Origin of the sequence: Flavobacterium salmonis (assembly GCF_903819435.1) — a bacterium.
GTDB lineage: Bacteria > Bacteroidota > Bacteroidia > Flavobacteriales > Flavobacteriaceae > Flavobacterium > Flavobacterium chungangense.
Window position 1 is genome coordinate 29,988 of record NZ_CAIJDP010000089.1, and the last position, 13,077, is coordinate 43,064.

The 13,077-nt window shown below is 34.2% G+C and carries 7 protein-coding genes; 1 reads left to right on the plus strand and 6 read right to left on the minus strand.

Annotation, left to right across the window (positions count from 1 at the left end; translation table 11 throughout):
- Window positions 1-41: 41 nt before the first annotated feature.
- Window positions 42-1,658 carry a RagB/SusD family nutrient uptake outer membrane protein gene (locus FLACHUCJ7_RS22295; protein ID WP_180910530.1) on the minus strand — a complete coding sequence of 539 codons (1,617 nt, stop codon included), beginning with the start codon at window positions 1,656-1,658 and terminating at the stop codon, window positions 42-44.
- 11 nt (window positions 1,659-1,669) lie between these two features.
- Window positions 1,670-4,666, minus strand: coding sequence for a SusC/RagA family TonB-linked outer membrane protein (locus FLACHUCJ7_RS22300; RefSeq protein ID WP_219634157.1), 2,997 nt, complete (start codon window positions 4,664-4,666; stop codon window positions 1,670-1,672).
- A gap of 278 nt (window positions 4,667-4,944) precedes the next feature.
- Between FLACHUCJ7_RS22300 and FLACHUCJ7_RS22305 the strand changes: the two genes are divergently transcribed.
- The gene (locus FLACHUCJ7_RS22305) at window positions 4,945-5,106 is read left to right on the plus strand and encodes a hypothetical protein (protein ID WP_180910532.1); all 162 of its coding nucleotides are present in this window, start codon (window positions 4,945-4,947) and stop codon (window positions 5,104-5,106) included.
- Window positions 5,107-5,241: 135 nt separating this feature from the next.
- On the opposite strand, the gene FLACHUCJ7_RS22310 is transcribed toward FLACHUCJ7_RS22305, so the two are convergent.
- Genes FLACHUCJ7_RS22310 through FLACHUCJ7_RS22325 form a run of 4 tightly spaced genes read right to left on the minus strand, consistent with a single transcriptional unit; the run spans window position 5,242 to window position 12,946 of the window.
- Entirely contained in the window at window positions 5,242-6,468 is a 1,227-nt protein-coding gene (locus FLACHUCJ7_RS22310) for a DUF4998 domain-containing protein (RefSeq protein WP_180910533.1), read from the minus strand.
- A 16-nt stretch (window positions 6,469-6,484) separates the two neighbouring features.
- Window positions 6,485-7,699 carry a DUF4959 domain-containing protein gene (locus FLACHUCJ7_RS22315; protein ID WP_180910535.1) on the minus strand — a complete coding sequence of 405 codons (1,215 nt, stop codon included), beginning with the start codon at window positions 7,697-7,699 and terminating at the stop codon, window positions 6,485-6,487.
- 21 nt (window positions 7,700-7,720) lie between these two features.
- Complete coding sequence (locus tag FLACHUCJ7_RS22320) at window positions 7,721-9,694, minus strand: RagB/SusD family nutrient uptake outer membrane protein (protein ID WP_078229289.1); 1,974 nt, start codon at window positions 9,692-9,694, stop codon at window positions 7,721-7,723.
- A gap of 12 nt (window positions 9,695-9,706) precedes the next feature.
- Window positions 9,707-12,946: a SusC/RagA family TonB-linked outer membrane protein gene (locus FLACHUCJ7_RS22325; RefSeq protein ID WP_180910537.1), complete on the minus strand. Its 3,240-nt coding sequence runs from the start codon at window positions 12,944-12,946 to the stop codon at window positions 9,707-9,709.
- Window positions 12,947-13,077: the final 131 nt, after the last annotated feature.

Sequence of the window (13,077 nt, forward strand, 5' to 3'; positions counted from 1 at the left end):
ACTTATAATTACAAGTAACCAACTTGTAAAAGTTTAATATTTTATGGCAGGTACCCCGGATTTTGTTTTAAATTGCTGTTTCTTTCCAATTGAACTTTCGGTATTGGAAGAATAGCTCTAAAAGCACCGGCAGGATTAGCTACTTTTGAAAACCATGATTTTTTTGAATATACTCCAAATCGTATTAAATCTTGTTTTCTATGGGCTTCACCAACGAATTCCCAAGCTAATTCATCAAGAAAACCTCCGTAAGGAATATCCGCTCCTCCTTCGTAATTTGTAATTACTCCTGCTTTATAAGTACCGTATTGATAAACACTTCCTCCTAACAGTTTGGCTCCTGTAACAGTGGCTTTGGCCGGATTAGTCTTTCTAAAATTTCTTTCTCTTACTTTTGTTACAATTTCTGCAGCACCGGCGGCATCTCCTGTTCTTAATAAACACTCTGCTTTAATCATCATAGCATCGGCTAATCTATAAAAAGGAACATCATTACTTAATTGTGCAATTTGACCTTTACCAATTTCATATTTAACCATTCTATACCCTTCGTTAGGTTCGCAGCCATTAACATCTGTCAAGTAGTTAAGATACTCAAATTGTGCTCCATTTTTTAGCATAATAGGTTCTCCTTTACTATCAAACTGTTTTCCTCCTAACCAGGAATCTTTTAATCTTTGATCATCAGGATCATAAGTATCTATAAATTGAGGTATTCCGCCAGAACCATTCCAGGGTCCTCCAGCTAATTCATAAGTTACCTGACTTTCAGCTGCTAATGTTTTAAATGGCCAGTAACTTCCCCCTGCTTTTTTTTGATCAAAAGGAATAGAAAATATCTGTTCTGAAGAAGATTGATTTTCTATTATGAAATTATCCAAATAATTAGTTGTCAAAGCAAACCCACCATTATTTATAACATCATTAACTTCAGCTAAAGCTTCGTTCCATTTTGGCGTTCCTATATAAACCTCAGCATTTAGATACAGTTTTGCCAAAGTCATCTCAGCAGCCCATTTTGTAACTTTTCCATAATACTTAGTTTCTCTCTTATTATTATCATTCAAATAAGGTAAAGCTCCTTTTAGTTCACTTTCTACAAAATCATATACTTCTTTACCTGTGTTTTGTTCTGGCAAATATCCTTTAGGTAAATCATATTTGGTTACAATAGGAACATTTCTAAAATTATCTAATAATAAATAATAATAAATAGCTCTTAAAGCTCTTAGTTCCTGAAAAATAGCTTCTTTATTTTCAAGATCCGGTATTTGTTCTATCTGAAAAATAGCTTTATTGACATTATTTACACCACCAAACAAATAAGCCCAATTCCCTTCTGCATGAGGTAGCGGAGCCTCATACGTGTGTTGGTGCATTGTAATGTAATAATCTCCCCAGCCAATACCGTTTCTTAATGGCGTTACTATTAAATCTGATGATTCTTCGTATAAACAAAACGCCGCATCCCAGCCCCAATAAACGTCTCTAAATGACGTATAAGCTGGTGCCATAAGACTTGCCAAATCTTCTGCCTTAAATTTAGTTTCCTCACCAATTACTTTATCATAAACATTCTCATCTAAATTGGTGCATCCTGTTCCTAAAAGCAGTAAGCCCGAAGCAAGGATTTTATATATTATATTTTTATTTTTCATTTTGAATTAATTTAAAAAGTTACATTTAATCCCAAAGTCATACCTGTTGTACTTGGATATTTATCCCTATTATCCATTCCTTGAAACGTAGGATCATCTCTTTTTATCTCCGGATCTAAACCTTTGTATTTTGTAAACGTGGCTAAATTATTTCCAGACACATACAATCGCATTGCATTGATGAATTTAAACGGCTTAACATCAAAATTATAGGATAAAGTTATGTTGTCAATCTTTACATAATCTCCTTGTTCAATATAATAACTTACATAAGTTGGATTATAATTTAATACCGCCTTACCATACACTTTGTCAGATGCACTGGACAGCATATTATAATCAGTTTTAGAATTTCCATAAAACATACGTTGACTATTTAGTATTTGAAAATCGAAAGCTCCTGTGAGCACCATACTTAAATCAAATTTTTTGTAGCTAAAAGTATTGGTCCAACCTGCATAATATTGCGGAATACCATTTCCTAAATATTGCTTATTCGTATCATTGTACATAGAAGGATCAAGTGTTTTCCTTGTACCGTCTGGCAATTCAACAATCCATTTTCCATCATCAGTAATATCTACCGATTTTAAACCCCAAAAATTACCTAATGATTGTCCAACTTCTAATCTATGCGTATCGAATGAAATAGGATCTCCAGTGTTTCCTATATTTATATAATCTCCTTCAATTTGATATAAATTATTAGAAAGACTTGTTAACTTATTTTTATTGTGTGAAAAAGTCATTGAGGAATTCCAAACAAAATTATCCGTTTTGACAGGAATTGTATTAAGAAGAATCTCAAATCCTTTATTTTCCATTTTCCCAACATTGGCAATAGTCGAGTCATATACATTAGGAGGTTTTGGCACAGCGTATCTCCATAACATATCACTTGTTTTTTTACTATACACATCAACGCTTCCGCTAATTCTATTATTGAAAAATCCAAAATCAAGACCTATATTTACTTCTGCTGTTTTCTCCCAACGCAAATCAGGATTAGGATTACTTACTGGTACCAATCCTCTCACCCATTTTCCATCATTATAAAAATAGCCTTCATAATTGTACAATGTCAGTGACATATAAGGATCATTAGGAATTACTCCTGTTACTCCATAACCTGCTCTTAATTTTAAAATATTTACAGTTTCTACATCTTTTAAGAAAGACTCCTTATTAATACTCCATCCTGCAGAAACCGCAGGGAAATTTCCCCATTGGTAATTTGCACCAAATTTAGAAGAACCTTCTCTCCTGATACTAACTAATAAATCGTATTTACTATTAAAGTTATAGTTAACTCTACCAAAGAATCCAATTAATGTATTATCATCTTTATAACTTCCCATCCTTGCTAATCCATCCGTCAAAGCATTTCCTGAAGTCAAATTATTATAGGAAAAAGCATCGGTAGGAAAATCAGAATTACTAGCCGAAAATCCTTCATTTACAATATATTGATAACTATATCCTCCTAATACTGTAAACTCATGCTTATCTAAAATTTTATGGTATTTGGATGTTATCTCAACTAAATCGGTATCCGTCGTACCTGTATTCCTGGAAGCCACACCATTTCGCGAATTTATCGTATTTGAATAATGTTTTTTGGTTTCTGCATATCCGTTTAAAGATGTGTCTTTATTTTTTGAAAATTGTGCCCCTACATCCCATCCTGGCAATAAATCAAGTGTCAGATTGGCTGTAAATCTTTGCCATGTCCTATTTCTATCTTCTATTGTTTCATTTATAATACCTACAGGATTATAATATTGAAACTTACCTTTATCTGTATAATTCTCATCATAAGTCACTCCATCAGGCTCATAAACAGGAGCTGTAGGATTTCTTATCATAGCTTGTCTGTAGGCGTAAGCTACTGTTCCTTCTGAAAGTCCCATATTTTGGGTTCCATTTAGTAAGTTCAAATTAATTTTTAGCTTATCATTGAACATACTATGATTAACATCAAATGAAAATCGATACTCTTTATTAAATGTATTATTAAAAACACCTGTTTCATCTATATAATTAAGATTCACAGTATAGTTTGTTTTAACATTTCCTCCTTTTAAAGCTAAATTATGATTTTGAGCAAATCCACTTCCTGAAATTTGATCCAGCCAATTGGTATCAGCACCACCTTCTTCATAAGGTATTCTTAATCCTTGAGAGCGAAAATTTCTTTGTTGTGTGGCATCTAAAAAATCAGCCTTATTATAAAAATTACTTATTGTAGCAAATGTTGAATAGGTAATAGTTGGTGCAATGTCTTTGTTTACCGTTTTTGTGGTAATAAGAATAACCCCATTTGCACCTCTTGTTCCATAAATTGCAGCTGCTGAAGCATCTTTCAATATATCGATAGAAGCAATGTCATTTGGTGCAACGGTATTCATACCTCCCGGCACACCATTAATTAAGACCAAAGGAGCAGCGTTTCCTTGTAAAGTAGAAACTCCACGCAATGAAATATTAGATGATGAACTCGGATCACCGGAACCATTACTAATTGTTAGACCTGCTGCTTTACCTCTAATAAGATCCGAAGCATCTCTAATAGCACCTCTTGTAAAATTCTCTTCTTTTATACTGGCAATAGCGGTAGTAACCCTTGATTTTTTCTGGGTTCCGTATCCTACGACCACTACTTCATTTAATTCATTTAAGTCCGATTCTAAAATTACATTGAGAGTATTACCATCTGGTTTTAGCTCTTTAGTTTTTAATCCTACATAAGAAAAAACTAATATTACGTTGTTTCCTTTAGTAGTAATTTCAAATTTACCGTCGAAATCACTTGTAACTGCATTGGTTGTGTTTTTCTCTAAAACTGATACCCCTGGCAGAGGAAGATTATTTGAATCTGTAATTTTACCACTAATTTTCTGTTGAGAAAAAGAGCAAAAAACAACAAACAAAAACAAAATAGTAAAGAACATCTTATTTCTGGAATAAGATATCTCTGTACTTTTAAAAGCTTGTGTGGTTGGTTTCATAATTTAAACAGTTTGGTTTGTGTATTATTAACACTTGTAAAATTATGTTAAAACCGAGTTAAGGAAAATGCTTATATTACCACATGATAATACTATATTATCCTGTTTTTATTGTTTTTTCTTATTAAGCAACAATTTGCACAAACATTTGACATAGTTATACATATAAAAGTATGTTATACATAATTTAAATGCCAAATTAATAAATTTAATACATTGCTAATTCAGGAAAGAGATACTGCTATAGTTAATAAAAATGCATATCTAAAAAACTTCCATTGTCTTTAGTATGGGAGAATTTGGGGCAGGAATATAATAAAAATCAGAAATTGATTATTCCTATTAATGTGATACCTAATTTTAAAAACGATTCAGTTTATATTGAAATGTTTTACCAATTAGAAAGTGACTCAGATACATATCTATTTGGAGATTATTAAGGCATAAAAAAACCTCCAAAATCAATGACTTTGGAGGTTATACATTCTGATGATTCATATTATAAATAGAATATCATTCAGTTTGATTTTCTATTTCAATGTTTTGAGAAATCAACTTATACTTTATATAAAAGTCTATTTTACTACAATTTCAAAAGAACTTATTGTACAAAATCTTCCCCAATCAGGTTGCGAAGTTGATATTCCAACAGTAATTGGAGTAGTCTGATCAATAGTAAATTCTAAAATATATTCTGCTTTACCTATTCCATTGCTAAGGACTCTTTTATACTTTAAAACTTCTGTCGCAGTACCAACAGATTCTACATTAGGCAATTCTACATCACCTTTAGAAACGATAATGTAAAATCCGCCCGGATCACTTTCTAGATGATTAGATTCAAATACAACGACCTTTAATTGATAGGTTGCCGGTTCAGCCGTAACGCTCTGATAAAGCTTACCATTAGTGATGGCAGGCGCTCCCCAGCCTGATTCAAAATTTACAGTTGCATTATTTGCTTTACCACAGCATCCACCATCATATCCACCATAACCATTATGATTTTTGGCTGCAGCATTCGTTGTCCAATTTGCAATTACGCCCCATCTGCCACCATCGTATGATGAATAGTTAAAAGGCTGTTTTGCATTCACTAAAACCGGTGTAGGAACTGGTCTCACGTCTTTATAAACCGCATAAAAAGTATCAATTGATTTTACCACAGGTTTATAAAGGGTTGTATACCTGTAAGTAGAACCACTTTTAAAATCATTGATAACAACACTGCCTTTGCTAATGTCAGTAAATACAGTTTTTAGCTGATTAGAAGAATTGGTATATTCTATTTCTGTCCCCAAAGCTCCGGAATCTGCATTTAAATTTATGAAATTTACTGTCAGCTCACTACCAATAAGCACGTTATTAAGAATTGGTCTGTTGATCAATGAGCTTATATATCGATCTCCATAAACCTCCGCAGAAGCTGTTACAGCTATTGATGAATTGCCTTTTGCATCGAAGGTTCTAAACTCAAAATTATAAATATTCTCTTCTAAATTATCTATAATTTTTGAAACGGCATCTATTCCGGAAGTTCTGGTAATGGGTACCACAACAGAATCTTTTTTATTATTCCAATAAATTCGGAGTTCCGTAACCTTAGGGTCTGATATTATAAGTCCCTGAACTTCCAGACGATTTCTTCCAGGAAATAATTTTAATGAATCTATTTTTCCTGTATATGAAATCGCTCCGCCTTTGGTAAACTTCAGATACTCATCACCACTTGTACAAGAATTTATAATGAGAACTGACAAAACCACAAAAATTGCGACTAAAATATTCCTTAAATTTTTCATTGTTTTAGTTTTAGTATTAAAAATTAGGATTACCATATACCTGCACTTCAGAAACAGCCATAAACTTACCTCCTACCCAGTTTTCTAAACATTCAATTCTAAGATATCGAACAGCAGGTTTTTCTAAAGCAATTTCATAATCTGCACCATCTCTGGCTGCTAAAAGATCATCGTTATTTTCCTGTCCATAAGGTAACCCTGAAGGTTTTTTGATTTCATATTCTCCCATCAAAGTCCAATTGCTATTTAAAGTACCATCATTCAGGGTATTACTACCCCAGATTCTAAACTTTTTTACAGCTCCCAGATAGTAATACATTCTCTGGCCTCCAATAGGTTCCGAAAAATTCCACATTCTCATACGGCTTAATTTAGTGGTCTTTCCGATATCAAAAGTCACCAAATGATTGCCTACATCTACAGTTCTGTCTGTAAAATAAGAGCCCCAATATTCTAAAAACTGACCATCCCACAAATTTGTAACCGGGTAAGCATTATTAATTGTTTTGGTGTCATTATTAAGATGCACGGTTACAAAACCAGATTTTGGCATCATAACTTCAAAAAACGGTTCAATATTAGTAAATAAAGTATCTGTATAGTTGAGCCAGCGATCTCTCACAACTACAGCAAAATCTTGTTTTACAGGTTCCATCCCTCTCAAACTTTGTCCGATATGATCTACAGAAGTATAGATGCTTGTAGGTAACGGCACCCAGTCTCCCTTGATATCTTTTTGCATTACTAAAATACCTATTTCTTCTTTTGTAATATTATCTGCGGTAATGCGAATACCTCCAAAATCAGGCTGAACTTCTAATGAGTCAAAAACATCATAAATTGGGGCCTTGGTTGGTGTTACTGTAACGGTAACAGGTTTAGATTCTGTTTCGCTTTTATTAACTGCATAAATTTTAACCTCAGTAGCAGACTGACCGGCAAAACCTTCTAAAAGCATTGAATTAGAATAGTAGGAAGATTTAACTTCCATAGGTTTACCATTTTCTAAAGTATAACGGGCAACAATATACAAAAGGTCTTCATCTGAAGGCAATGTATAAGTTAGTTTCGCTTTTCCCTGCAAATTTTGTACTATAACATTGGTTACTTCGGCTGGTGCTTTTGAATTGTTCTCTAAAGGTTCAGGTTCCTGATTATCATTACAAGATACAATAGCCAGAATTAAAGACACTACAAGTACCCTTACGGATGATTTTATAATTCGTTTCATAATTTTATTTTTTTATGATTACTACCAACCTGGATTCTGAATCAGATTTGGATTTTGAATAAGTGTTGTTTCGTCAAGTGGCCAAAAATAATCCCTTGGTGCAACAAAACGTTGCTGGTTTAGAGTGCGTACCTGATAATAGGCTCCTTCGGTAACTCCAAAAACATTCCACCCTTTTACTGGCTCATTGAATTCCTGGTTTGCTTTTTTCCATCGTCTGATATCCCAGTAATTCTTGCCTTCATAAGCCATTTCAATACTGCGTTCTCTATGAATAATTTCACGCAAACCTTCCTGAGTAGTATATTTACCTGGATTACTGGAAAAATTTGTCCAGGACTCCACCACTCCTTTTAATCCTGCACGCTGACGAATAACATCCAAGTATTGCAATACTTCACCAGAAGCCGCAATTCCATCAGCTTCATTAAGTGCTTCGGCGTACATTAGATATAAATCAGCCAAACGTAATTCTGGCCAGGCATATTCTTTGTATAAACTTCCGTTTCCAAAATGTTGCTCCCAATTCACCAGTTTTTTAATGTAGTAACCTGTAATATTAAAATCAAAAGCATCTGCGCTTCCTGCATAATCCTGATATTTTGCTTTGATATAATATTTCGTCTCATCAGAACCGCTGTCATATTTATAGAAAATAGCTCCGTCAAAACCTAAATCAGCATAAAAACGAGGCTCTCTGTTGAAATTTAAAACTGAAGTACGGTAGCCTTCTTTAATGTCGAATTTATCAGCTGCCGTTGCTTCTCTTATTTCTGTAATATCACCAAAGGTTAAGGTTTTATCCTCCTCAATAGGCACTCCATTTTTAGTGTAGAAATTAGATGCAGATTCAATGGTAGGCGAAAATACTTTTCTGGCCTGAGTATGCGCAATAGTATTGTCTAAAGGCATCATACAAAGTCGCTGTAATTCGTAAGTACGACTGTTAGGATTTGCCCAGATAACTTCATCGTTCCAGGGTTCAGTTATTGCTTGTGTGATATTCAGTTTAGTTTTTGCAGTCTGAGAAATAGTAAAGGCAACATCGTTCTTATAGAAAATTTTATGCCCGCCACTTTCAGCAGCTATTATAGCTTCTTTGGCTGCATTTGCTGCTTTTTTCCATTTGGTTACATCGTAAGTCGTATTAAACAATGGGGTTCCGTTTTTTGTATTAAATCCTGCCATATCCGAATTTCCATTAAATAATGGACTGGCAGCCATAAGTAACAATTCGGCCTTGATTCCTAAAACTATAGGTTTTGTAATTCTTCCTAATTCATTTTGAGTATCTGTAATTTGTGGTGGTACTGCAACCGAGGCTTCATCTAATAAACTTACCAAATAATCAACAGTAGCATCAATAGGCTCTCTTGCTACCTGAATTTGTTCTACAGGAGCATCAATAGGCAGACTAACTCGAATCACCGGAATTGGCCCATACATTCTCATTAAATAATAATGATAATATGCTTTTAAAAATTTAGCCTCACCTATCCATCTTAAACGCTCTGCTTCTGTTAAATCTGCAACTTTAGTTCTGTCTTCTACATTTTCAAGAAAAACATTGCAATGTCTGATTCCATCAAAAAGCGGATAACGATCTGATGGTCCGGCTGCCTGATAGTTTCCTTCCCAGGCATTCATATAAGGACTTGCTTTTCTTTGCGTACCGGTTGCAATATTAAAAGCATAACTTGTTATAGCAGCACGATTTGGTGCAACCCATGTTTCATCTCCGGCCAGCATTCCTATATTATACACTCCATCTCCGTTTTTAGGAATATAAGAATAGCAGGTAAACAAATATTTTTGAGCTTCATTTCTCAGTTTAAAGGCATTTTCTAATGTCGTTACATTGTCCGGAACTACATCCAGGAAATCTTTTTCACATGATTGCAAACCTACCAGACAAATTATCGTCATTACTATCCCGAAAAACTTTCTTCCTTTCTGGAGGCTTATTTTTACTGAAATTATATTTTTAATTTTCATGATTTTATCTTTTTAAAAATTAACCTTAAGTCCTACATTGTAAACCGACTGAATTGGGTATCCTAAACCACTTCCGCCCATTTCCGGATCCCACATTTTGAAAGCGCTCCAAACTGCAATATTACTTCCGTTAATATAAATTCGAAGGTCTTGCAAACCAAGTTTGGTATTAAAATTTTTAGGAGCATTGTACCCAATTTCAATAGATTTTAATCTTAAAAAAGAGCCGTCCCTCATCCACCAGGTTGATACCTGATTGTTATTTTCAACAAATTTGTCACTTAGTCTTGGCCAGAAAGCATAGGAGTCTCTATTGTCCTCAGACCAGTGATCCTGTGCAATAACATTGAGTAAATTATTCTGATAGGTCAACTTTTTATTGTTGTCATCATTTAAAACAAATGGGGCAATGTTTTCGGGATTAATAAAGAAGGAAGTTCGGGCTGCCCCCTGAAAGAAAATACTAAAATCAAACTTTTTGTAACCAATTGTACCCCCAAAGCCATAAACAATTTCAGGGGCTGTAGGATATCCCAAAGGAACCATATCGCTCCGAGAGATAACACCATCTCCATTCACATCGCGATATTTAATATCTCCTCCTGTGTAATCTCCAAATTGCGTTGGTGAATTATCAACTTCATTTTGATCTACAAACAACCGTTCTGCTATATAACCGTATGCCTGATTAAAATTCTGCCCTACTCTTGAACGATATTTCATATTCTCAGGAAAGTTAATCTCATCGAATACTAATACCTTATTGGTTGAAAACGTAAAATTTCCTCGTAATTCGGTATACCAATCCTGATTCAGTTGTTTATTAAAAGTAACAGCTAAGTCCAGTCCTTTACTTTCAATTTCTCCAAAATTAGTTGACGGCACTGCGGTAAGTCCCATTGTTGAACCTATATTACTTCTTGTCTGAAGAATATTGGTGCGATGCTGTTTGTAAATATCTACAACAAAATTTAGGGAGTTAAAAAATTGCACATCTAATCCTAAATTGATCTGCGTAGATTCTTCCCATCCAATATTTTCATTAGCATAACGGTTAATATAAACTCCTGGACGGTAATAACCATATTGCTCTCCAAAAGCTGCTCCGTAATTATTATTTCCAATTTCAACATTGGCTAAGTAAAAAAAACGCTGATTAATATCTCCGATCTGATCGTTACCCACTAAACCGTAAGTAGACCGTATTTTAAAATTTGTTACCACATCTTTAATAGGTTCCCAAAACTTTTCATTAGAAATATTATAAGCTAAACCAACTGAAGGGAAAAAGCCATAACGATGTCCATCAGCAAATCGTTCAGAACCATTATATCCAAAATTAAATTCGGCAAGATATCTATTATCATATGCATAAGTAAATCTTCCTGAAACTCCAAGATTTCTAGATGGTAAAGAACTTTCTAAAGAACCTGCGTTTCCTTGTTCATAACTGGACATCAAACCAGTTACCATACCTGTCACTGCATGTTTATCATTAAAAGTTCTATTATAGTTAATGGTTGCCTGTGCATAGATACGTGAATCTAACAGTTTGTTTCCCTTATCCTTAGGATAATCTAAATATTCTGTTCCTATAGGCTCTGCTTTCCCCTCATCACCATCATTTAATACCTGCAACGCTAACTCTCCTGTTTCGGGATTTATATATGATTTATAATAAAACGGATTATATTGTCTGGGAATATCAAAATAAGAATATCTTCTAATATACCCCATTGCGTTGACACTTAGTCCAGGGGTCAGAGCTTTTAAATCCTGCTGTAATTCTATTTGAGTTTGAATCGTTGAGGCCTTTGCAACCTGATATCCTTTAACCATTTGTGCATAAGGATTTACCAACACATAACCTGTTGTCCCTCCGGACAAAGTCCCTCCAAATAGAGGATGTTCAACATAAGGTAAATAACTGGAAGGGTATACTTTAGCAAATGCAACCGGATTAGACCACATGGTAAGGTTAAAAATATTTGCACCGCCATCTATGGGTCCATTATAATCATCAAACTGACCATAAAAACGAATAATTGCTTTTGTTGTTGGCGTTAATGACATATCGACATTTGACCGCATGGAGTAATTCCTTAATTTAATATTACTATTAAAATCATTCATACCGTCAACTTTCAAAACCCCATTGTCTACATTATAGGTACCAGCAACATAGTATCTTGCTTTTTCTCCACCTCCACTAACATTCAGATTATATCCCTGATTAATGGTATATGGCTTGATTAATTCATCAATCCAGTTGTTACTTGGGTACAAATAAGGGTCGTCTCCGGCGGCAGTTCTTGCAATTTTATTTTGATTGTAAATGTCCCCTCGTTCCGGATTTCGGGTTCTAACGGCTTCATTAGCTAATTTCATATAAGTGATATTGTCTGCAAAATCGAAATTTTTGGTATTAGAGGACACTCTTGATTCGACTCTAAAATTAAATTTCGTAACACCATTTTTCCCCATCTTTGTAGTAACCAACACAACACCATTAGCTCCTCGGGCTCCATAAACTGCTGCTGCTGCTGCATCTTTCAGTACCGAAAAACTGTCTATATCATCAGGCTGCAAACGTGCCAAATCATCTGTGGTAGATTCTATTCCGTCAACTAATATCAAGGGATTAGAGGCACCTGAACCAAAAGAACCTAAACCACGAATAAAAAAATTCGCATTATCTTTTCCCGGTTCACCACTTCGCTGATAAGCGATCAAACCTGAAATCCTTCCTGCTAACATAGTGGTTAAGTTACTGGTTGGCCCTTTTAGCTCTTTGGGTTTAATTGTTGTAATAGAACTCACCATACTGGCTTTTTTCTGAGTTCCAAAACCAACAATAACTACCTCTTTAAGACTATTATCGGTAGCAATTAATTTTACATTTATAACACTCTCACTACCCACTTTGATTTCCTGAGTATTGTACCCTACAAATGAAAACATTAATACATCTTCATTTGAATTGACTTCAATTGAATAATTCCCGTCCATATCTGTAACGACTGACTTTTTGGTTCCTTTTATTATTACATTGGCACCAGGGACACCCATCCCTTCATCTGACGAAACTACTTTTCCTGTTATTAATCGCTGCTGTTGAAATATACTTTCAACTGAAGTCGAAAAGGTTAAATTTTTCTTTGCATAACTTGCATTTGTGCTGAAGACTATCATTATAGCCATTAAAAATTCAATCCTGATCGTAAGAGACTGAATTAAATAGTTTTTTTTCATTTTGGTTGTGGTTAAAGGTTAGTAAAATTGCTGACAACATTTAGCTGTCAAGGTTTCTTCATACTTAATTATTTTTTATGATTATTATAAGTGTGTTTTATACATTTTTAAAATTGAGCAAATTTTTTTTA

Excerpts from the sequence above, each read along its gene's own strand:
- FLACHUCJ7_RS22295 (WP_180910530.1), bottom strand. The coding sequence starts at position 1,658 with ATGAAAAATAAAAATATAATATATAAAATCCTTGCTTCGGGCTTACTG.
- FLACHUCJ7_RS22300 (WP_219634157.1), bottom strand. The coding sequence starts at position 4,666 with ATGAAACCAACCACACAAGCTTTTAAAAGTACAGAGATATCTTATTCC.
- FLACHUCJ7_RS22310 (WP_180910533.1), bottom strand. The coding sequence starts at position 6,468 with ATGAAAAATTTAAGGAATATTTTAGTCGCAATTTTTGTGGTTTTGTCA.
- FLACHUCJ7_RS22315 (WP_180910535.1), bottom strand. The coding sequence starts at position 7,699 with ATGAAACGAATTATAAAATCATCCGTAAGGGTACTTGTAGTGTCTTTA.
- FLACHUCJ7_RS22320 (WP_078229289.1), bottom strand. The coding sequence starts at position 9,694 with ATGAAAATTAAAAATATAATTTCAGTAAAAATAAGCCTCCAGAAAGGA.
- FLACHUCJ7_RS22325 (WP_180910537.1), bottom strand. The coding sequence starts at position 12,946 with ATGAAAAAAAACTATTTAATTCAGTCTCTTACGATCAGGATTGAATTT.